This window comes from Agrococcus sp. Marseille-P2731 (assembly GCF_900117395.1).
In the GTDB taxonomy this organism is placed as follows: Bacteria; Actinomycetota; Actinomycetes; order Actinomycetales; family Microbacteriaceae; genus Agrococcus.
In genome coordinates, this window is record NZ_FPEG01000002.1 from 865456 (window position 1) to 885658 (window position 20203).

Here is a 20203-nt window from a genome sequence, read left to right on the forward strand (position 1 = left end):
CGATGCATGGCTGGCGAGCGAGAGCACCCCGGGGTCGAGAGCGGCGAGGACGACTCGGACGCCACGCTGCAGGCGAGGGCTCGCGCGCTCAGCTCTCCTCTGCGCCTGCGCGTGCTGCGCCTGTGCGCCTTCGAGGCGCGCACCAACAAGGAGCTCGCGGAGCTGCTCGAGATGAATCCCGGCACGATGCTGCACCACGTGCGCACCCTCGTGCAGACCGGCTTCCTCGCCGCCGAGCAGGAGCGCAGCGGCACCGGCGGCGCGCGCGAGGTGCCCTACCGCGCGACCGGCCGCTCCTGGAGCACGCCGGTGCCCAACATCTCCCCCATCCTCATCGAGACCTTCCTGCAGCAGATCGAGGGCCTCGGCCCCGACGAGATCGACGTGGCGTGGATGGGCATGAAGCTCAACGCCGAGCACCGGGAGGAGTTCCAGCGGCGGCTCGCCGAGCTGATGACCGAGTTCAAGGATCGCGGCCCCGACGCCGACGGCGAGACGCTGGGCGCCTTCACCGCCGTCTACTCGGACTTCAACCCGGCGGCGCCAGGCGACTGACGCATCCGCGCCGCACCGGTGCGAGACTGGTGGCATGAGCAGCGACTCCACGACGACGCAGGCCGCCGCAGCGGCCACCACCAACCGCTCGACGACACCGACGTCGTCCGCCTTCACGGAGCACATCCAGACGGGGTGGGCCGAGCGCGCCGAGGCGAGGCCCGCACCGCGCGCGGCCGCCGCGTTCGCAGCAGAGCGCCGCGAACGCATCTCGGCGCTGCACCCTGGCGTGCGGCTCGTGATCCCTGCCGGCGGGCTCAAGGTGCGCTCGAACGACACCGACTATCCCTTCCGCGCGCATCCCGACTTCACGTACCTCACCGGGTGGGGGTCGGATGCGGAGGCCGACTCGGTGCTCGTGCTCGAGCCCGTCGAGGGCGCCGAGGCGCACCGGGCGACGCTGTACTTCCGAGGCCCGGCAGGTCGCGGCACCACCGAGTTCTACGCCAACCCGGCGATCGGCGAGTTCTGGGTGGGGCCGCGGCCCTCGCTCGAGCACGTCGCCGCCGACCTCGGGCTCGAGGTCGCCGACCTCGACGAGCTCGAGTCCGCGCTCGCCACCGAGGGAGAGGTGCTCGTCGTGACGGGCGCCGACCCCGCGATCGAGGCGCAGCTCGCGACGGTGAATCCCGACGGGGACGTGCTGGCCCGCGACCTGAGCGAGCTGCGGCTCGTCAAGGACGAGCACGAGGTCGCCGAGATCCAGGCGGCAGTCGACGCGACCGCGCGCGGCTTCGACGACGTGATCGCCGACCTGCCCGTCGCCACCCGTCACGACCGTGGCGAGCGCGTCGTGGAGGGTGCCTTCCACCGCCGAGCACGGCTCGACGGCAACGCGGTCGGCTACGACACCATCGCGGCATCGGGACACCACGCGTGCTACCTGCACTGGACCCGCAACGACGGAGCCGTGCGCGAGGGCGACCTCATGCTGCTCGATGCGGGAGTCGAGGTCGACAGCCTCTACACCGCCGACATCACGCGCACCCTGCCGATCTCGGGCGAGTTCAGCGAGGTGCAGCGACGCATCTACGACGCCGTGCTCGAGGCGGCCGACGCGGCGTTCGCCATCGTGCGACCCGGCATCGTCTTCAAGGAGGTGCACGCCGCGGCGATGGAGGTCATCGCGCGTCGCACCGCCGAGTGGGGCCTCCTGCCGGTCTCCGCCGAGGTCTCGCTCGAGCCCGACCAGCAGCTGCACCGCCGCTGGATGGTGCACGGCACGAGCCACCACCTCGGGCTCGACGTGCACGACTGCGCCCAGGCGCGGCGCGACTTCTACCACGAGGGCATCGTGCGCGAGGGCATGGTCTTCACGATCGAGCCCGGCCTCTACTTCCAGGCCGACGACCTCACCGTGCCGGCGGAGCTCCGCGGCATCGGCATCCGCATCGAGGACGACATCCTCGTGACCGCCGACGGCGCGATCAACCTCTCCGGCGCCATCCCCCGCACCGCCGGCGAGGTCGAGTCCTGGATCCGCGAGGTGCGCGCGCGCTGACCCCCGCATCCGCTCGCAGCAGCGGAGCCTGTCAGCCGAGCACGAGCGTGACGGCGATGACGAGCATGATCACGGCGATGCCGCCGTCGAGGATGCGCCAGGCGCGCTCGGTGCGCAGCAGCGGCGCGAGGAACCGGGCTCCGTAGCCGAAGGCCACGAACCAGATCGTGCTGGCCGCGATGCCGCCCGCGAGGAACCACCAGCGGTCGTCGCCGTGCGTCGCCGCGACGGAGCCCAGCACGACCGTCGTCTCGACGATCGCGTGCGGGTTGAGCCAGGTGACGGCGAGGATCGTGAGGAGCGTCGCCATCCGACCGCTGCGCGCGCGGCGGCGGGTCGCGACGGCACCCTCGCCCGTAGTGCCGCCGGGTGCCGGCTCGCCCTCCTCCGCCTCGTCGGGCGCTGCCTCGAGCGTGCCGCCGCCTCGGATCGCTCGCCGCGCGCTCAGCACGGCGAAGCCGACGATGAACGCCGCGCCCGCCCACCGCGCGAGCGTCTCGAGCCAGGGCTGCGCGGTGACGAGCGTGGCGACGCCCGCGACGCCCACGAACTGCAGGATCGCGTCGCTCACGACGCAGACCGCCACCACGATGCCGACGTGCTCGCGGCGCAGGCCCTGGCGCAGCACGACGGCGTTCTGGGCGCCGATCGACAGGATCAACCCCAAGCAGAGCGCGAAGCCCGACAGCAACACGACGATTCCCTGGTCCATGCGCTCAACGCTAGGCGTGCGCTCAGATGCAGTCCAGCGAAGGTTCCTGCAGCATCATCAGCGATGCTTCATCTAGGCTCTCGCCATGGACCTGCCCCTCGACCACCTGCGCACCCTCGCCGCCGTCGTGGACGCGGGCACGCTGGAGCGCGCCGCGGCCGCCCTCGGCGTGACCCCCTCAGCCGTCAGCCAGCGCATCCGCGCCATCGAGCAGCGCGTCGGGCGCATCGTGCTGCAGCGCACCAAGCCGGTGCGCGCCACCGAGGCGGGCGAGGCCCTCGTGCGACTCGCACGCCAGCTCGCGGTGCTCGAGCACGACGCGCGCACCGCGCTCGGCGATGCCGCGCCCGCCCCGCGCATCCCGCTCGCCGTCAACGCCGATTCGCTCATCACCTGGTTCATGCCCGCGCTCATCGCCGTCACCGAGCGCCTGCCCGCGACCTTCGAGCTGCATCGCGAGGACCAGGAGCGCACGGCCCAGCTGCTGCAGGACGGCACGGTCATGGCCGCGGTCACGGCGCAGCGCGAGCCCGTCGCGGGCTGCCTCTCGACGCCGCTGGGGCGCATGCGCTACGTGCCGATCGCGCAGCGCGAGTTCGCGGCCCGGTGGTTCCCGGATGGGTTGACGCGGGCAGCGCTGGAGGGCGCGCCGATCGTCGACTTCGACGCGAACGACTCGCTGCAGTCCCGGTTCGCGCGGCGCCATGGCGCACGCGCGGCGGCCCCGCGCCACATCATCTCTGCCTCGGCGGAGTTCGCGCAGGCGGTGCAGATGGGGCTCGGGTGGGGCATGCTGCTGCCCGGGCAGTTCGAGCGCGGCGTCGCCGACGGCTCGCTCGTGGTGCTCGCGGAGGACACCGTGGAGGTGCCGCTGTGGTGGCAGCGGTGGAACCTCGCCTCGCCCCTGCTCGACCTCGTCAGCGACGCGGTCGCGGATGCGGCGCGGACGTCAGGCGCGATCGCCTGACGCGGGGGCGCCGGGCTGGTGCGCCTCCGGCTGCTGCGGGGCGTCCGTGCCCTGCGGCGGGGCGAGCGGGTCGCCGTGCGGCGGCGGCGCCGTGTGCAGCTGGGCGGCCGTCGGCTGCTGCGCAGCCTCGCGCTGCCCGATGATCTGCATCGCGCGGCCCGAGATCTCCTGGGGTGCGACGACGTCGTAGCGGGTCGCGAGCACCTGCTGCGTCGACGCGAAGTCGCGCTTGCGGCGCACGATGGAGTGCTGCACGACGCCCAGCAGGATGCCGAAGGCGAGGCCGAGCAGCGGGAAGACGAGCACCGAGCCGATCGCCTCCGGCACGAAGACGAGGAACATCAGGCCCAGGAAGGCGCCGAAGCCGAGACCGCGCAGCGCGCCGCGCATGGCGACCTTGCCCCACGTGAGGCGGCCGACGATCCGCTCGACCAGCTTGAGGTCGTTGCCGATGATGGCGAGACCGGCGAGCTCGGTGTCAGAGCTCGAGACCTTCGCGACGGCCGCCTGGGCCTGGTCGTAGGTCTCGAACGAGGCGACCACGACGCCCTTCGGCAGCTGCTGGTCTCCGAGGGCGGATCGCTGGAACATGCTCACCCATCCAGTCTTCCACGCGAGCCTCCGTCGCCACCGCCCGGTTCGCTCTGGGCGTCAGGCCCGATCGGCGCCGCCCCCCAGGCGCCGCGCTCGGGCCTCGCGCGGTACCTTGGAGCCCATGAGCGCCCCCACCGTCTTCGTCGCCCGCCTCGCGGGCGCGGGTGTGTTCGATCCTGCGGGCGAGCGCATCGGCAAGGTCCGCGACGTGGTGTCCGTGCCTCGGCAGGAGGCGTCGCCGCGCGTCGTCGGGCTCGTCGTCGAGGACCGCGGGCGGCAGCGCGTCTTCCTCTCGATCGGTCGCGTCCTCTCCATCGGCAGCGGCCAGCTGATCGCCTCGGCCATCAGCGACCGCCGCTTCAGCCAGCGGGGCAGCGAGCGGCTGCTGCTGGCGGACATCCTCGGCCGCACCGTGACGCTCCGCGACGGCTCGAACGCCACGCTCGAGGACCTCTCGATCGCGGAGCAGGGCCCGGGCGAGTGGGAGGTCGACGAGCTCTTCCTGCGCAAGCCCAAGGTCGGCCCGTTCGGCAAGGGCCCGACGATGCTCGCTCGTTGGCACGAGGTGCGGCACGAGCTCGACGCCGAGCACGACACCGAGCACCTCTTGGCCTCGCTCGACGAGCTGCCGGCCGCTGACGCCGCCTCGGCGATGCTCGACCTGCCGCAGCAGCGCATGATCGAGGTCGCGGAAGACCTCTCCGACGATCGCCTCGCCGACATCCTCGAGGAGATGCACGAGGATCGCCAGGTCGAGATCCTCGCCGCCCTGGAGGACTCCCGCGTCGCCGACGTGCTCGACCAGATGGAGCCCGACGACGCGGCAGACCTCATCGGTCACATGTCGACCGAGCGCGGCGAGACGCTGCTCGACCTCATGGATCCCGACGAGGCAGAGGACGTCAGGATGCTGCTGTCCTTCGGCGCTGACACCGCCGGCGGGCTCATGACGACCGAGCCGATCATCCTCGCCTCCGACGCGACGGTCGCCGAGGCGCTCGCGCTCATGCGCCGCCACGAGATCGCGCCGGCGCTCGCCGCTGCGGTCTGCGTCACGCTGCCGCCCTACGAGGCACCCACGGGTCGCCTGCTCGGCATGGTGCACTTCCAGCGGCTGCTGCGCTACCCGCCCAACGAGCGCGTCGGCACGCTGCTCGACGAGCAGATCGAGCCCGTCCTCGTCAGCGACTCGGCGGCCGAGGTCACGCGCCAGCTCGCCGCCTACAACCTCGTCTCGGTCCCGGTGGTGGATGCGGCAGGTCGGCTCGTCGGCGTGGTCACGATCGACGACGTGCTCGACCACATCCTGCCCGAGGACTGGCGTGCGCAGGAGGAGACGCCGCATGGCTGAGCGCGACGACGAGTTCTCCCGCCCCAAGGCGCGCCGACGCATCCGCTTGCCCGAGTCGAAGGATCGATTCGGGCGCTTCACCGAGGCCTTCGCCCGCGGCATGGGCACCCCCGCGTTCCTGATCGGCATGACGATCTTCTGCGGGTTCTGGCTCACGTACAACTCGATCGTGCCGGCAGAGGCGCAGTTCGACCCGCAGTCGCAGGGCTTCCCGCTGCTGACGCTCGTGCTGAGCCTGCAGGCCTCGTACGCCGCTCCCCTGCTGCTGCTCGCGCAGAACCGCCAGGACGACCGCGACCGCGTGCAGATCGAGCAGGACCGCATGCGCGCCGAGCGCAACCTCAACGACACCGAGTACCTCGCGCGCGAGGTGGTGGCGCTGCGCATGGCGATGCGCGACATGGCGACGCGCGAGTTCATCCGCGCAGAGCTCAAGTCCTTCGTCGACGACCTCGACGAGCGCCGCGAGCAGGGTCCGCGCAGCGATCGCGACTCGTGAGCCGTCGGTGAGCGACCGCATCGATCCCGCGCTGCAGCACGCCCTGGCGCAGGTCATCGACCCTGAGATCCGCCGGCCGCTCGTCGAGCTCGACATGATCCCCTCTGCCACGCTGGAGGGGGGCGTCGCGAGCATCGCGCTCGAGCTCACGGTCGCTGCATGCCCCGCCGCCGACAGGATCCAGGCGGATGTCCGCAGCGCGGCCGCGTCGGTCCCGGGCGTCGAGCGCGTGGAGCTGTCGGTGGGCGTCATGTCGCCGGCCACCCGGCAGGCGCTCGTCGAGCGGCTGCGCGGCTCGCGGCCGCAGCAGTTCGGCCCCGAGACCCTCACCCGCATCATCGCGGTCGCGAGCGGCAAGGGCGGCGTGGGCAAGTCGACGGTGACGGCCAACCTCGCGGTCGCGCTCGCGCAGCGCGGCCTCGCTGTCGGCGTGATCGACGCCGACGTGCACGGCTACTCCATCCCGGCGCTCCTCGGCACCGAGGCGCGGCCCACGCGCGTGGGCGACATGATGATGCCTCCCCAGGCGCACGGCGTGCGACTCGTGTCGATCGGCATGTTCGTGGAGGGCAACCGCTCCGTCTCCTGGCGCGGGCCGATGCTGCATCGCACGCTTGCGCAGTTCGTCACCGACGTCTGGTGGGGCGACCTCGACGTGCTGCTCATCGACATGCCCCCCGGCACCGGCGACGTCGCGATCTCGCTCGGCCAGCTGCTGCCGCACGCCGAGGTGCTCGTGGTGACGACCCCGCAGAAGGCGGCAGCCGATGTCGCCGAGCGGGCCGCCGAGGTCGCGCGGCAGACCGGGCAGCGGGTGCTCGGCGTCGTCGAGAACATGGCGGGGCTGCCGCAGCCCGACGGCTCGCTGCTCGAGCTCTTCGGCGCGGGCGGGGGCGACGAGGCCGCGGCGCGGCTCGACGTGCCGCTGCTGGCGCGCATCCCGCTGTCGATCGCGCTGCGCGAGGGCGGGGACGCGGGTGCACCGATCGTCGCCAGCGATCCGGCTGACCCCGCGGCGGCCGCGATCGTGGCGCTCGCCGCCTCGCTGCGCGGCACCCGACCGATCGCCGGCAGGAGCCTGCCGCTCGCGACCGGCTGAGCAGCGCCGCTCGCGCAGTGGCCTAGGTGGCCTCGTCGTCGAACCGCATCGGTCCGGATGCGCGGCTCGGCAGCCCCGCCACGGTCGCGACCGCAGCCTGCGATGCGGCCGCCTCGAAGGCTCCCGGTGGCGCAGGTGCCGGATCGTCCTTGAGCGCATCCATCACGATGCGCCGCGGGTCGTACTGCCTCGGGTCGAGCTTCTTCCAGTCGACCTCGTCGAACTCCGGACCCATCTCCTCGCGCATGCGCTCCCGCGCGCCGCCGGCCAGGTCGCGCAGGCCACGCACGAGCCCGCCGAGCTTCTCGGCGAGCAGGGGCAAGCGCTCGGGGCCGATGAGGACGGCCGCGAGGATCGCGATGATCAGGAGCTTGTCGAGCGTGATGCCTGCCAGGGACACCCCACTAGGGTAGCGAGGACTGCGGCGAGCCCTCGACGGGCGGATGCGCCGCGGTCGCTACGCTCGACGTCGGAGGAACCGTGCAGACATCACCGCTCATCGCCAAGTACCTCGACGACCTCGCCGCAGAGGACGAGGTGGTCACCGCAGCGCGCGACGCCTCTGTCGAGCTGGGCATCACGCCCATCGCGCCCGCGGTCGGGGCACAGCTCGCCGCGATCGCCGCTGCCACGCAGGCGGGCGCTATCCTCGAGGTCGGCACCGGCGCGGGCGTGAGCGGCCTGTGGCTGCTGCGCGGAGCGCCGGGCGCGACGCTCACGTCGATCGACACCGAGCTCGACCACCAGCAGCACGCGCGCGCAGCCTTCGGCAGGGCGGGCATCCCCGTCACCCGCGCGCGCCTCATCACCGGCAAGGCCCGCGACGTGCTGCCCCGCATGAACGAGGCGAGCTACGACATCGTCCTCATCGACGCAGACCCCGCCAGCATGCTCGAGTACGTCGAGCACGCGCTCGCGCTCGTGCGCGTCGGCGGCTCGGTGCTCGTGGCGCACGCCCTCATGGGCGGCCGCGTGGCAGACCCGGCGCAGCGCAGCGACGAGGTCGCCGACCTCCGCGGGCTGCTCAAGGAGCTCTCGACCTCGGACGCGGTCCGGGCGGCGGTGTCGCCCGTCGGCGACGGGCTGCTGCAGATCGTGCGGCTGCCAGAGCCGGTCTAGCGATGCAACGAGGGCCCGATCCGCGGATCGGGCCCTCGTTCGTCGGCCATCATCGGACGACGCGCTCAGATCGCGATGATCAAGCGGTGACGACGACCCCGCCGAGCGCCTGGTGCAGCGCTGCGGCTTCCTCGTCGTTCACGGAGACGACGAGACGTCCCCCACCCTCGAGCGGGACGCGCACGACGATCAGCCTGCCCTCCTTGACGGCCTCGAGCGGTCCATCGCCGGTGCGTGGTTTCATGGCGGCCATGCGGCTCCCCCTTCAGTTCCTGTGACGGCATTATCTCACGTCCAGGAGACGCGAAGACCTCGTTCGACACAGGGCCGGTTGTGCTAGGGGACGGTCCAGTCGCGGCCCACCACGTGCCAGCAGCACCAGATCCACAGCGGCTGCAGCGCGATGCAGGCACCGAGGATGACGGCCCTGGCCCACGCGGGCTTCACGGCGGCGACGATCAGCGCAGCCGGGAACAGCGGCATCAGCAGCCGCCACGTCGACGACTGCGGGAACCAGACTGCTGCGAGGTATGCCAAGTAGGCGATGGACCACAGCCTGCCCTCGATCGCGACGGCCTTCGCCCACGGCCCCGCGAGCAGCGCCACGGCCACCGCGACGATGGCGGCGAGCCAGAGCGGCCACCAAGCCCCGAACCACCACTCGAGCCCGATCGGCCAGGTCGTGAACGGCACGAGCTCCTGCCTGCCGACGTACGCCGAGCGCCAGCTGAGCTCCGTCTCGAGGTAGGCGCTCGTGCTGCCCGTCGCGATCGTGCAGGCGATGAGCCAGCCGAATCCCCACATCGCGCTCCACGCCCCGAGCCCCACGAGCATCCATCGCTCTCGCACGGCGAAGCGCTCGCGATCGCGGAACCACCGCACCAGGAACCAGAGCCCGAGGGCGAAGGCGAAGGCGAGGCCGCCTGGCCGCGTCAGCGCCATGATCGGGATCAGCACCCACAGCCACTCCCACTCGCGCAGCCGCCACGCGAGCAGGCAGCTCGCGAGCAGCAGCAGGAAGAGCGCCTCCGCGTAGCCGAGCTGCAGCACGGGAGCGACGGGCGAGAGCAGCACGAGCGCGAGCGCGAAGCGCTCCCTGCCCGGAGCCAGCTCGCCGAACAGGCGGTAGGCGACGAGCGCGAAGGCCGCCGACGCGGCCACCGACAGCAGCACCGCAGCGCCCTCCCACGGCAGCCCGACGAGCATCAGCGCCCGCGCGAGCAGCGGGTACACCGGCATGAACGCCCAGGCGTTCTCGCCCACGTGGCCGGAGTCGTCGAGCGGCAGCTCGGTCGGATACCCGGACATCGCGATGATGAAGTACCAGTGGGCATCCCACATGGTGGAGTAGTCGAGCAGGTCAGGCGCCGCCGGCGTCCACGAGCTCTCCTCCTGCCTGCCCGCGAACGCGCCGAGGAACGCCGTGCTGACGAGCCTCGACACGAGCCAGAGCGCGAGCGGCCACAGCCACCAGCGCTCCCGCGACGTCGCGCGCGCCTGGGTCAGGCTCGCGTGAGCCACGTGCGCAGGCTCTCCTCGGTCGCGACGATCTGCGCGACGGGCACCGACTCGTCATCCGCGTGCGCCTTCGACGGGTCGCCGGGCCCGAAGTTGACGGCGGGGATGCCGAGCGCCGAGAAGCGGGCGACGTCGGTCCAGCCGTACTTGGCCTGCGGCTCCGCGCCGACGGCGTCGATGAACTCCTTCGCGAGCGGCGCGTCGAGCCCGGGTCGGGCGCCGGGCGCGGCGTCGACGACGCGCACGTCGAAGCCGTCGAACAGGTCGACGACGTGCGCGGTGGCCTCCTCGACGGAGCGCGACGGCGCGAAGCGGTAGTTCACCTGCACGACGCACTCGTCCGGGATGACGTTCGTCGCGACGCCGCCAGAGATCATGACGGCATTCAGCCCCTCGCGGAAGCGCAGCCCCTCGACCTCGATCTCCCGCGGCCGGTAGTCCTGCAGGACCTGCAGCACCTCGGCGGCGTCGTGGATGGCGTTGTGCCCGACCCACGAGCGCGCCGAGTGGGCGCGGACGCCGCGCGTGCGGATCTCGGCGCGCATCGTGCCGTTGCACCCGCCCTCGATCGCGCCGTTCGAGGGCTCGCCCAGGATCGCGAAGTCGGCGTGCATGAGCTCGGGGTGCGTAGCGGCGAGCCGGCGCAGCCCGTTGTGCTCCTCGCCGACCTCCTCATGGTCGTACCAGATCCACGTCACATCGACGTTCGGCTCCACGAGCTCGACCGCGAGCTTGAGCTGGACCGCGACCCCGGCCTTCATGTCGACGGTGCCCCGCCCCCAGATGTGCTCCTCGCCATCGACGACGAGCGGATGCGTCGGCACGTTGCCGTTGATCGGCACGGTGTCGATGTGGCCGGCGAGCACCACCCGTCGCGGGCGCCCCAGCTGGGTGCGCGCGACCACCGTGTCGCCCACCCGGGTCACCTCGAGGTGCGCAGCCGCCCGGGCGACCGCCTCGATCGCATCGGCGAGCGGCCCCTCGTTGTCGGAGACCGAATCGATGTCGCAGAGCTGGCGCGTGAGATCGACGGAGGATGCGGTGGGGTCGAGCACGAGGGCGGTCATGCGGTCAAGCCTAGACTTGAGGCATGGCTCGCCCCGCACACGGACATGCGCTCGTCACCGTCTTCGAGGGGCGGGTGCTGGATGCCTGGTTCCCCTCCCCCGCGCTCGGCTCCGCGTCGGGTGACGCGCAGTGGATCGGCGCCGGTGGGCTCGAGGACCTCGGCGGCCCGGTACCGACCCGCGGCGTCGTGCTCGAGCCGCGTCACGTCGAGGTGGACCTGGATGCGGCGCCCGCGTCGACCGAGGACGCGTACCTGCGCCTGCACCTGCTCAGCCACCGCCTGGTGCGCCCGAACTCCATCAACCTCGACGGCATCTTCGGCGCGCTGCCGGTCGTCGCATGGACCAACGGCGGCGCCGTCGCACCGGAGTGGGCTCGCGACCACCGCGTCGAGCTGCAGCGGGCGGGCCTGCAGGTGCAGCTCGTCGACCGCTTCCCGCGCATGACCGACTTCGTGGTGCCCGACGGCGTCCGCATCGGGGATGCGAGCCGCGTGCGCCTGGGCGCGCACCTCGCGCCGGGCACGGTCGTGATGCACGAGGGCTTCGTGAACTTCAACGCCGGCACGCTCGGCGCCTCCATGGTCGAGGGCCGCATCTCGCAGGGCGTCGTGGTGGGCGACGGCACCGACATCGGCGGCGGCGCGTCGATCATGGGCACGCTCTCCGGCGGCGGCAAGGAGCGCGTCGCGCTCGGCGAGCGCGTGCTCCTCGGCGCCAACGCCGGTGTCGGCATCTCGATCGGCGACGACTCGGTCGTCGAGGCGGGTCTCTACGTCACGGCCGGCACGAAGCTGACGCTGGTGCCGAGCGGCGAGCAGGTGAAGGCCGTCGAGCTCTCCGGCCGCCCCGGTCTGCTCTTCCGCCGCAACTCGACCTCCGGGGCTGTCGAGGTGCTCGCGCGAGACGGCCGCGGCGTCGAGCTCAACGCCGTCCTGCACTGAGCCGCCTGCACTGAGCCGCCGCGCCCTCGCGTGGCGGCATGGACCCGGCGCGCAGGCCGAGGCGAGATGATCGTGCCATGCCCGATCAGCCGCCTCCCGCATCCGCCCCATCAGATCGACAGCACCCGGTGCCGCCGCAGGCGCAGCCGGCGACGCCGCCGGTGCTCGCCCTGCGCGAGCTGACGAAGCGCTTCGGGCAGCGCACGGCCGTCGACCGATTGTCCCTCGACGTACCGGCGGGCACCATGTTCGGCCTGCTCGGCCCCAACGGCGCCGGCAAGACCACCACCTTGTCGATGACGACGGGACTCCTGCGCCCCGATGCGGGCACCGCGTTCATCGAGGGCGTCGACGTCTGGCGCGACCCTGCGGCGGCGAAGGCGCGCATGGGCGTGCTGCCCGACGGCGTGCGCCTGTTCGATCGCCTGACCGGCGCAGAGCTGCTGCGCTACCACGGGCTGCTGCGCGGCCTGCCGGAGGCCGACGTCACCGCCCGAGCCGGCGAGCTCCTCGCCGCCCTCGGCCTGACGGAGGCAGGCTCGACGCTCGTGATCGACTACTCGGCGGGCATGCGCAAGAAGATCGGGCTGGCGTGCGCGCTGATCCACGCGCCCCGGCTGCTGCTGCTCGACGAGCCCTTCGAGGCGGTCGACCCGGTCTCCGGCGAGGCGATCCGCGAGATCCTGCGCGGCTTCGTCGCCTCCGGCGGCACGGTCGTGCTCTCGAGCCACGTCATGGAGCTCGTCGAGTCGCTCTGCGACCGCGTCGCGATCGTGGCACAGGGGCGGATGCTCGTGTCCGGCACGCTGGACGAGGTGCGGCAGGGCGCGTCGCTCCAGCAGCGGTTCCTCGACCTGGTCGGCACGCAGGCACTCGACGCGGAGAGCCTGTCGTGGCTGCGCTCCTCGTAGGCCTGCGGCTCCGGCAGCTCGGCCGCGCCCTCGGCCGGAGCCCGTGGGCGATCGTGACCCTCGTGCTCTCGGTGCTCGCCGCCCTCGGCGGGCTCGGCCTGCTCGCGCTGCTGCTGGTGACGCTGCGCACCTTCGCCCCGGCCTCGGCGACGGATGCGGTGGTGATCCTCGGCAGCGCGCTCGTGGTCGCGTGGATGGTGGCCAGCGTACTCGTCTCCGTCGATGATGCCCTCGCACCCGAGCGGTTCTCGCTGCTCCCCGTGCCAGCCAGGCGGCTGCTGCCGGGAGTGCTGCTCGCGGGAGCGATCGGCGTCGGCGGCATCGCGACCGCGGTCGCGCTCCTCCTGACGCTCATCGGCTGGAGCGTCGACCTCCTCGCCCTCATCGCAGGGGCAGCGCTGCTGCCGCTCCAGCTGCTCACCTGCCTGCTCGCCGGCCGTGCGCTGGCGGCAGCGCTCGCGCGTCGGCTCGCGACGCGCAGCGGTCGAGACCTCACGCTCGTGCTCGGCAGCGTGCTGATCATCTCGGCGGGCATCGTGGTCGCCATCCTGCTCGAGGGGTTGCGATCGCTCGGGGCCTTCGACGCGGTCCTCGGCACGATCGCGCAGGTGCTCGGCTGGACACCGCTCGGCTCCGCCTGGGCGGTGCCGCAGGCGCTCGCTGCTGGCAGCTGGCTCGAGGCCGTCGGCAAGCTCGTGATCGCGATCGCCACGGTGGCCCTGCTCTGGCTCGTGTGGACGCGCGACTTCCGCAGCCGGCTGACGGCGCCGATCGCATCCAGCGGCGGCGGCCGCGTGCGAGGGGGCGCCTGGATCGACCGCCTCCTGCCAGCATCGCCCGCCGGCGCGATCGCTGCACGTGGACTGCGCTACCGCTTCCGCGACCCTCGCCACCTCATCAACGTCATCGGTGTCGCGATCGTGCCGCTCCTCGTGCTCGCGATGAACCTCGTGGTCGGCAACGGCGTGGACATCGACATCGACCTGGCCGCCGATCCCCGGGAGCAGGCCGCTCTCGACACGTTCGCCCAGCTCGGCCCGATGCTGCTGCCACTGCTCGGCGCGATCGTGCTCATGTCGGTGGCGCAGCTCGACGCGGCATACGACAGCTCCGCCCTGTCGACGCACGTGCTGACGGGCGTCACGGGGACGCAGGACCGCGCAGGACGGGCGCTCGGCATGGTGGTGCTCTACGCCCCCATGCTGGTGGCGATGAGCGTGCTGTCCACCGCGGTCTCCGGCAGCTGGCACCTGCTGCCGGCGTCGCTCGGCGCAGCGCTCGGCACTGCCGGGCTCGTGATCGGCGTGGGTTCGGCCATCAGCCCCTGGATGCCGGGACAGACACCGGCTCCCGAGGCGAGCCCGTTCGGCAAGGGCTCCTCCGGCGGTGGCCAGGCGCTGCTCGGCGCGCTCATCATGATGCTCGCGGTCGTCATCATCGGGGCGCCCGCCATCGGCACTGCGATCGCAGCTGCGTGGATCCCATGGCTGACGTGGGTGAGCCTCGGCGTGGGACTCGTCGTCGGATCGCTCTCGACATGGCTGGGTGTCAGGCTCGGTGGACGCGCACTGGATCGGCGGTGGCCGGAGGTGCTCGCAGCCGTCTCGCGCGAGGGCTGAGGCACGAGCCCTCGCGGCCTGATCGCACGCGCTGCGATCGCTGCATCGACGACCGGACCGCGACCGCCACGACCACGGGGGCTACGACACCTCGAGCGCGAGGGCGACGTCGCTGCATGAGCGGCGTGAGCCGAACGCGGCGCATCATCGCGCTTCGTGGCACAAACGGAAAAAGGGGCCCCAGACGAATCTGGGGCCCCTTTCCAAAAGAAGTCCGGCGGTGTCCTACTCTCCCACAGGGTCCCCCCTGCAGTACCATCGGCGCTGAGAGCCTTAGCTTCCGGGTTCGGAATGTGACCGGGCGTTTCCCTCTCGCTATGGCCGCCGAAACACTGTTGATGTTTCAGTCTGCACAGCTCTCCACACGGGGTGGAGGGCTGCGGTTCTCGACCGTACATCGAGAACCACAAAGTGGACGCGAGCAGCAAGCTCATATATATGTTATCAAGTCATCGGCTTATTAGTACCGGTCAGCTTCATGGGTCGTTAGTCCCCACTTCCACATCCGGCCTATCAACCCAGTAGTCTGGCTGGGAGCCTCTCGCCCGAAGGCATGGAAGTCTCATCTTGAGGCCGGCTTCCCGCTTAGATGCTTTCAGCGGTTATCCATCCCGAACGTAGCTAATCAGCGGTGCTCCTGGCGGAACAACTGACACACCAGAGGTTCGTCCAACCCGGTCCTCTCGTACTAGGGTCAGATCCTCTCAAACTTCCAACGCGCGCAGCGGATAGGGACCGAACTGTCTCACGACGTTCTAAACCCAGCTCGCGTGCCGCTTTAATGGGCGAACAGCCCAACCCTTGGGACCTACTCCAGCCCCAGGATGCGACGAGCCGACATCGAGGTGCCAAACCATGCCGTCGATATGGACTCTTGGGCAAGATCAGCCTGTTATCCCCGAGGTACCTTTTATCCGTTGAGCGACAGCGCTTCCACAAGCCACTGCCGGATCACTAGTCCCGACTTTCGTCCCTGCTCCAGTTGTCACTGTCACAGTCAAGCTCCCTTGTGCACTTACACTCGACACCTGATTGCCAACCAGGTTGAGGGAACCTTTGGGCGCCTCCGTTACTTTTTGGGAGGCAACCGCCCCAGTTAAACTACCCACCAGGCACTGTCCCTGAACCGGATTACGGTTCGAAGTTAGATATCCAGAGTGACCAGAGTGGTATTTCAACATTGACTCCACCCGAACTAGCGTCCGAGCTTCACAGTCTCCCACCTATCCTACACAAGCCACACCGAACACCAATACCAAGCTGTAGTAAAGGTCACGGGGTCTTTCCGTCCTGCTGCGCGTAACGAGCATCTTTACTCGTAGTGCAATTTCGCCGAGTTCGCGGTTGAGACAGCTGGGAAGTCGTTACGCCATTCGTGCAGGTCGGAACTTACCCGACAAGGAATTTCGCTACCTTAGGATGGTTATAGTTACCACCGCCGTTTACTGGGGCTTAAATTCTGAGCTTCGCTTGCGCTAACCCTTCCTCTTAACCTTCCAGCACCGGGCAGGCGTCAGTCCGTATACATCGACTTGCGTCTTCGCACGGACCTGTGTTTTTAGTAAACAGTCGCTTCCCACTGGTCTCTGCGGCCTTCAAACGCTTCCGGCAGCAAGTGCCGTCACGCCTCAGGCCCCCCTTCTCCCGAAGTTACGGGGGCATTTTGCCGAGTTCCTTAACCACGATTCTCTCGATCTCCTTAGTATTCTCTACCTGACCACCTGAGTTGGTTTGGGGTACGGGTGACTTGAACCTCGCGTCGATGCTTTTCTTGGCAGCATAGGATCACAGACTTCCCTCTAGGGTTCGGCAAAGCTCTCAGGCTATGTGTGGGACGGATTTGCCTATCCCACGCCCTACGGCTTACCCGGACTCAACCATCGGCCCGGTTCTGCTACCTTCCTGCGTCACACCTGTTAATACGCTAGCCGCCCCAGCATAGGGTCGAGTGCTAGGCCAAGGACGTCACCCCGAAGGGATCGGTCCAAGGATTCGGACTCTTAGCATTACTGGTTTGGCTTGGGCGGTTCTTCGTCAGCTCAGGAGTATCAACCTGATGTCCATCGACTACGCCTGTCGGCCTCGCCTTAGGTCCCGGCTTACCCAGGGAAGATTAGCTTGACCCTGGAACCCTTGGTCTTTCGGAGGACATGTTTCTCACATGTCTTTCGCTACTCATGCCTGCATTCTCACTCGTGTGGCGTCCACGGCTGGATTCCTCCGCCGCTTCACTCGCCACACGACGCTCTCCTACCAATCCGTACGCCTGGACAGCCGAAGCTGCCGAGCTGTTGTACGAATTCCACGACTTCGGTGGCGTGCTTGAGCCCCGTTACATTGTCGGCGCAAAATCACTTGACCAGTGAGCTATTACGCACTCTTTCAAGGGTGGCTGCTTCTAAGCCAACCTCCTGGTTGTCTAAGCAACTTCACATCCTTTTCCACTTAGCACGCGCTTAGGGACCTTAGTCGGTGGTCTGGGTTGTTTCCCTCTCGACGATGAAGCTTATCCCCCACCGTCTCACTGCTGCGCTCTCACTTACCGGCATTCGGAGTTTGGCTGACGTCAGTAACCTTTTGGGGCCCATCGGCCATCCAGTAGCTCTACCTCCGGCAAGAAACACGCAACGCTGCACCTAAATGCATTTCGGAGAGAACCAGCTATCACGAAGTTTGATTGGCCTTTCACCCCTATCCACAGCTCATCCCCTCAGTTTTCAACCTAAGTGGGTTCGGTCCTCCACGAGGTCTTACCCTCGCTTCAACCTGGCCATGGATAGATCACTTCGCTTCGGGTCTAGGACATGCGACTGAATCGCCCTATTCAGACTCGCTTTCGCTACGGCTACCCCACACGGGTTAACCTCGCCACATATCGCTAACTCGCAGGCTCATTCTTCAAAAGGCACGCTGTCACAGCTACTAGGGCTGCTCCAACGGTTTGTAAGCAAACGGTTTCAGGTACTATTTCACTCCCCTCCCGGGGTACTTTTCACCTTTCCCTCACGGTACTTGTCCGCTATCGGTCATCTGGGAGTATTTAGGCTTACCAGGTGGTCCTGGCTGATTCACACGGGATTTCTCGGGCCCCGTGCTACTTGGGATGAACCTCGCGCCATCGCACGGTTTCGGCTACGGGATTGTCACCCTCTGTGATGGACCTTTCCAAGTCCTTCGCCTACCGCGGTCTGTCACGCTTGCTGATCGGCAGATCAGCTGAGATGTCCCACAACCCCGATCGTGCAACGCCTGCCGGCTATCACACACGATCGGTTTAGCCTCTTCCGCGTTCGCTCGCCACTACTTACGGAATCACTGTTGTTTTCTCTTCCTGTGGGTACTGAGATGTTTCACTTCCCCACGTTCCCTCTACCCGCCCTATATATTCAGGCGGGAGTCACCGGGTCAGCACGCTGCCCAGCGGGGTTTCCCCATTCGGAGATCCTCGGATCAAAGCTCGTTTATCAGCTCCCCGAGGCTTATCGCAGATTACTACGTCCTTCATCGGCTCCAGATGCCAAGGCATCCACCGTTTGCTCTTAGAAACTTGACCACATACATGAGTATTTTGGTTAGGACACCACCGTCGAAACGATGGCGACCAATGATCTATATAGATCATCAAGACTCGAGCCGAAGCCCGAATCTAAGATGCTCGCGTCCACTGTGTAGTTCTCAACTTACGGTCGGTACCGACGATCGAAACGCATACGCGCAACAACCGGCCGGTCCGAGGGTCATCCAACGCCAAAAGGCGCCGTCCGGTCCCTCAGGACCCAACAGCGTGCATGCACCCGAGAACCCCGAACCCCACCGTTCCAGACCGCCGAAGCAGCCGTACTGAGCAGAGCTCGATCCCTCGAGCACCAATGTCAATGTTCCACCCATGAGCTGACCACCGATCGACATGGCGACCGAAGTGGCTCTGCGCCGGCGAACCGACGAGATGCTCCTTAGAAAGGAGGTGATCCAGCCGCACCTTCCGGTACGGCTACCTTGTTACGACTTAGTCCTAATCACCGATCCCACCTTCGACGGCTCCCTCCAAAAGGTTAGGCCACCGGCTTCGGGTGTTACCGACTTTCATGACTTGACGGGCGGTGTGTACAAGGCCCGGGAACGTATTCACCGTAGCGTTGCTGATCTACGATTACTAGCGACTCCGACTTCATGAGGTCGAGTTGCAGACCTCAATCCGAACTGAGACCGGCTTTTTGGGATTCGCTCCACCTTACGGTATCGCAGCCCATTGTACCGGCCATTGTAGCATGCGTGAAGCCCAAGACATAAGGGGCATGATGATTTGACCTCATCCCCACCTTCCTCCGAGTTGACCCCGGCAGTATCCCATGAGTTCCCACCATAACGTGCTGGCAACATAGGACGAGGGTTGCGCTCGTTGCGGGACTTAACCCAACATCTCACGACACGAGCTGACGACAACCATGCACCACCTGTATACGAGTGTCCAAAGAGTTCACTGTCTCCAGTGCGTTCTCGCATATGTCAAGCCTTGGTAAGGTTCTTCGCGTTGCATCGAATTAATCCGCATGCTCCGCCGCTTGTGCGGGCCCCCGTCAATTCCTTTGAGTTTTAGCCTTGCGGCCGTACTCCCCAGGCGGGGAACTTAATGCGTTAGCTACGACACGGAGACCGTGGAATGGTCCCCACATCTAGTTCCCAACGTTTACGGCATGGACTACCAGGGTATCTAAGCCTGTTTGCTCCCCATGCTTTCGCTCCTCAGCGTCAGTTACGGCCCAGAGATCTGCCTTCGCCATCGGTGTTCCTCCTGATATCTGCGCATTCCACCGCTACACCAGGAATTCCAATCTCCCCTACCGCACTCTAGTCTGCCCGTACCCACTGCAAGCCCGAGGTTGAGCCTCGGGATTTCACAGCAGACGTGACAAACCGCCTACGAGCTCTTTACGCCCAATAATTCCGGACAACGCTTGCACCCTACGTATTACCGCGGCTGCTGGCACGTAGTTAGCCGGTGCTTTTTCTGCAGGTACCGTCACTCTCGCTTCTTCCCTGCTAAAAGAGGTTTACAACCCGAAGGCCGTCGTCCCTCACGCGGCGTTGCTGCATCAGGCTTGCGCCCATTGTGCAATATTCCCCACTGCTGCCTCCCGTAGGAGTCTGGGCCGTGTCTCAGTCCCAGTGTGGCCGGTCACCCTCTCAGGCCGGCTACCCGTCGTCGTCTTGGTGAGCCATTACCTCACCAACTAACTGATAGGCCGTGAGCTGATCCTTGACCGAAATTCTTTCCACCCCCAGGAGATGCCTCCGAAGGTCGTATCCGGTATTAGACGCCGTTTCCAGCGCTTATTCCAGAGTCAAGGGCACATTGCTCACGTGTTACTCACCCGTTCGCCACTAATCCAGAGGAGCAAGCTCCTCCTTCATCGTTCGACTTGCATGTGTTAAGCACGCCGCCAGCGTTCGTCCTGAGCCAGGATCAAACTCTCCGTAAAGAAAAGATGCATACCACCCAGAAAAACCAGGCGGCAGCGAGTTTGAAACTGACAAAAAAGACTGTCTACTGACAATCTGTCTCATCCAAAGGAATCGTTCTGCCCGAAGGCAGGACGAGTAAATAATTTGGCATATGACATTGTGCACGCTGTTGAGTTCTCAAGGATCGGACGCTCCCGTGCTTCCCCCCATCAGGGATCAGCGCCGAGGCAACTTCTCAATCATAACCACTTCTCGGACCATGTCAATTCGACACGCCGTGCGGA

16 protein-coding genes and 3 rRNA genes are annotated in these 20203 nt (G+C 67.7%); 10 read left to right on the forward strand and 9 right to left on the reverse strand.

Annotated features, from left to right (window positions below):
• Nucleotides 1-6: 6 nt before the first annotated feature.
• Together BQ6202_RS08085 and BQ6202_RS08090 are read left to right on the forward strand one after the other, a co-directional pair.
• On the forward strand, nt 7-555 hold the full coding sequence (locus tag BQ6202_RS08085; RefSeq protein WP_072313884.1) for an ArsR/SmtB family transcription factor: 549 nt from the start codon (nt 7-9) through the stop codon (nt 553-555).
• 34 nt (nt 556-589) lie between these two features.
• On the forward strand, nt 590-2056 hold the full coding sequence (locus tag BQ6202_RS08090; RefSeq protein WP_072313885.1) for an aminopeptidase P family protein: 1467 nt from the start codon (nt 590-592) through the stop codon (nt 2054-2056).
• Nucleotides 2057-2087: 31 nt separating this feature from the next.
• Here the strand turns inward: BQ6202_RS08090 and BQ6202_RS08095 are convergent, their stop codons facing one another.
• Nucleotides 2088-2768, reverse strand: a complete 681-nt coding sequence (locus BQ6202_RS08095) for a LysE/ArgO family amino acid transporter (protein WP_072313886.1) — start codon at nt 2766-2768, stop codon at nt 2088-2090.
• A gap of 85 nt (nt 2769-2853) precedes the next feature.
• Here BQ6202_RS08095 and BQ6202_RS08100 point away from each other — a divergent pair, with 85 nt between their 5' ends.
• Complete coding sequence (locus BQ6202_RS08100) at nt 2854-3735, forward strand: LysR family transcriptional regulator ArgP (RefSeq protein WP_072313887.1); 882 nt, start codon at nt 2854-2856, stop codon at nt 3733-3735.
• On the opposite strand, the gene BQ6202_RS08105 is transcribed toward BQ6202_RS08100, so the two are convergent.
• Nucleotides 3718-4326, reverse strand: a complete 609-nt coding sequence (locus BQ6202_RS08105; protein WP_072313888.1) for a YflT domain-containing protein — start codon at nt 4324-4326, stop codon at nt 3718-3720. The genes BQ6202_RS08100 and BQ6202_RS08105 overlap by 18 nt on opposite strands.
• A gap of 124 nt (nt 4327-4450) precedes the next feature.
• Between BQ6202_RS08105 and BQ6202_RS08110 the strand changes: the two genes are divergently transcribed.
• Genes BQ6202_RS08110 through BQ6202_RS08120 form a run of 3 tightly spaced genes read left to right on the forward strand, consistent with a single transcriptional unit; the run spans nt 4451 to nt 7278 of the window.
• Entirely contained in the window at nt 4451-5680 is a 1230-nt protein-coding gene (locus BQ6202_RS08110; RefSeq protein ID WP_072313889.1) for a magnesium transporter MgtE N-terminal domain-containing protein, read from the forward strand.
• On the forward strand, nt 5673-6179 hold the full coding sequence (locus BQ6202_RS08115) for a DUF1003 domain-containing protein (protein WP_072313890.1): 507 nt from the start codon (nt 5673-5675) through the stop codon (nt 6177-6179). The genes BQ6202_RS08110 and BQ6202_RS08115 overlap by 8 nt, the downstream gene beginning before the upstream one ends.
• Nucleotides 6180-6186: 7 nt before the next feature.
• Nucleotides 6187-7278 carry an Mrp/NBP35 family ATP-binding protein gene (locus BQ6202_RS08120; RefSeq protein ID WP_072313891.1) on the forward strand — a complete coding sequence of 364 codons (1092 nt, stop codon included), beginning with the start codon at nt 6187-6189 and terminating at the stop codon, nt 7276-7278.
• A gap of 22 nt (nt 7279-7300) precedes the next feature.
• Here BQ6202_RS08120 and BQ6202_RS08125 read toward each other — a convergent pair whose 3' ends face one another.
• Entirely contained in the window at nt 7301-7678 is a 378-nt protein-coding gene (locus BQ6202_RS08125; RefSeq protein WP_442855764.1) for a twin-arginine translocase TatA/TatE family subunit, read from the reverse strand.
• Between the two features lie 80 nt (nt 7679-7758).
• On the opposite strand from BQ6202_RS08125, the gene BQ6202_RS08130 reads away from it, so the two are divergent.
• Entirely contained in the window at nt 7759-8397 is a 639-nt protein-coding gene (locus tag BQ6202_RS08130; protein ID WP_072313892.1) for an O-methyltransferase, read from the forward strand.
• Nucleotides 8398-8476: 79 nt separating this feature from the next.
• Here the strand turns inward: BQ6202_RS08130 and BQ6202_RS08135 are convergent, their stop codons facing one another.
• The 3 genes from BQ6202_RS08135 to dapE form a co-directional block, all read right to left on the reverse strand.
• A complete protein-coding gene (locus BQ6202_RS08135) occupies nt 8477-8650 on the reverse strand; it encodes a DUF3117 domain-containing protein (RefSeq protein ID WP_072313893.1) in 174 nt (57 codons plus the stop codon).
• 83 nt (nt 8651-8733) lie between these two features.
• Nucleotides 8734-9918: a hypothetical protein gene (locus BQ6202_RS08140; RefSeq protein WP_072313894.1), complete on the reverse strand. Its 1185-nt coding sequence runs from the start codon at nt 9916-9918 to the stop codon at nt 8734-8736.
• Nucleotides 9900-10982 (reverse strand): succinyl-diaminopimelate desuccinylase, encoded by a 1083-nt coding sequence (gene dapE / locus BQ6202_RS08145; protein ID WP_072313895.1) that lies wholly within the window; start codon nt 10980-10982, stop codon nt 9900-9902. Before dapE ends, BQ6202_RS08140 begins: the two co-directional genes overlap by 19 nt.
• 23 nt (nt 10983-11005) lie before the next feature.
• Here dapE and BQ6202_RS08150 point away from each other — a divergent pair, with 23 nt between their 5' ends.
• From BQ6202_RS08150 to BQ6202_RS08160, 3 genes are all read left to right on the forward strand, one after another.
• Nucleotides 11006-11926 carry a tetrahydrodipicolinate N-succinyltransferase N-terminal domain-containing protein gene (locus tag BQ6202_RS08150; protein ID WP_072313896.1) on the forward strand — a complete coding sequence of 307 codons (921 nt, stop codon included), beginning with the start codon at nt 11006-11008 and terminating at the stop codon, nt 11924-11926.
• Nucleotides 11927-12003: 77 nt separating this feature from the next.
• Nucleotides 12004-12837: an ABC transporter ATP-binding protein gene (locus BQ6202_RS08155; protein ID WP_083587092.1), complete on the forward strand. Its 834-nt coding sequence runs from the start codon at nt 12004-12006 to the stop codon at nt 12835-12837.
• On the forward strand, nt 12819-14456 hold the full coding sequence (locus BQ6202_RS08160) for a hypothetical protein (RefSeq protein ID WP_072313897.1): 1638 nt from the start codon (nt 12819-12821) through the stop codon (nt 14454-14456). The genes BQ6202_RS08155 and BQ6202_RS08160 overlap by 19 nt, the downstream gene beginning before the upstream one ends.
• A 212-nt stretch (nt 14457-14668) precedes the next feature.
• Here BQ6202_RS08160 and rrf read toward each other — a convergent pair.
• The 3 genes from rrf to BQ6202_RS08175 all read right to left on the reverse strand — a co-directional run bounded on the left by rrf (nt 14669) and on the right by BQ6202_RS08175 (nt 19936).
• A 5S ribosomal RNA gene (rrf, locus tag BQ6202_RS08165) occupies nt 14669-14785 on the reverse strand.
• A gap of 111 nt (nt 14786-14896) precedes the next feature.
• A 23S ribosomal RNA gene (locus BQ6202_RS08170) occupies nt 14897-18009 on the reverse strand.
• Nucleotides 18010-18413: 404 nt separating this feature from the next.
• Nucleotides 18414-19936: ribosomal RNA gene (locus BQ6202_RS08175) — 16S ribosomal RNA — on the reverse strand.
• Together the 16S, 23S and 5S rRNA genes form the textbook arrangement of a ribosomal RNA operon.
• Between the last annotated feature and the right edge of the window lie 267 nt (nt 19937-20203).

Excerpts from the sequence above, each read along its gene's own strand:
- BQ6202_RS08110 (WP_072313889.1), top strand. The coding sequence starts at position 4,451 with ATGAGCGCCCCCACCGTCTTCGTCGCCCGCCTCGCGGGCGCGGGTGTG.
- BQ6202_RS08095 (WP_072313886.1), bottom strand. The coding sequence starts at position 2,768 with ATGGACCAGGGAATCGTCGTGTTGCTGTCGGGCTTCGCGCTCTGCTTG.
- BQ6202_RS08150 (WP_072313896.1), top strand. The coding sequence starts at position 11,006 with ATGGCTCGCCCCGCACACGGACATGCGCTCGTCACCGTCTTCGAGGGG.
- BQ6202_RS08085 (WP_072313884.1), top strand. The coding sequence starts at position 7 with ATGGCTGGCGAGCGAGAGCACCCCGGGGTCGAGAGCGGCGAGGACGAC.
- dapE (WP_072313895.1), bottom strand. The coding sequence starts at position 10,982 with ATGACCGCCCTCGTGCTCGACCCCACCGCATCCTCCGTCGATCTCACG.
- BQ6202_RS08105 (WP_072313888.1), bottom strand. The coding sequence starts at position 4,326 with ATGTTCCAGCGATCCGCCCTCGGAGACCAGCAGCTGCCGAAGGGCGTC.
- BQ6202_RS08135 (WP_072313893.1), bottom strand. The coding sequence starts at position 8,650 with ATGGCCGCCATGAAACCACGCACCGGCGATGGACCGCTCGAGGCCGTC.
- BQ6202_RS08090 (WP_072313885.1), top strand. The coding sequence starts at position 590 with ATGAGCAGCGACTCCACGACGACGCAGGCCGCCGCAGCGGCCACCACC.
- BQ6202_RS08115 (WP_072313890.1), top strand. The coding sequence starts at position 5,673 with ATGGCTGAGCGCGACGACGAGTTCTCCCGCCCCAAGGCGCGCCGACGC.
- BQ6202_RS08100 (WP_072313887.1), top strand. The coding sequence starts at position 2,854 with ATGGACCTGCCCCTCGACCACCTGCGCACCCTCGCCGCCGTCGTGGAC.
- BQ6202_RS08155 (WP_083587092.1), top strand. The coding sequence starts at position 12,004 with ATGCCCGATCAGCCGCCTCCCGCATCCGCCCCATCAGATCGACAGCAC.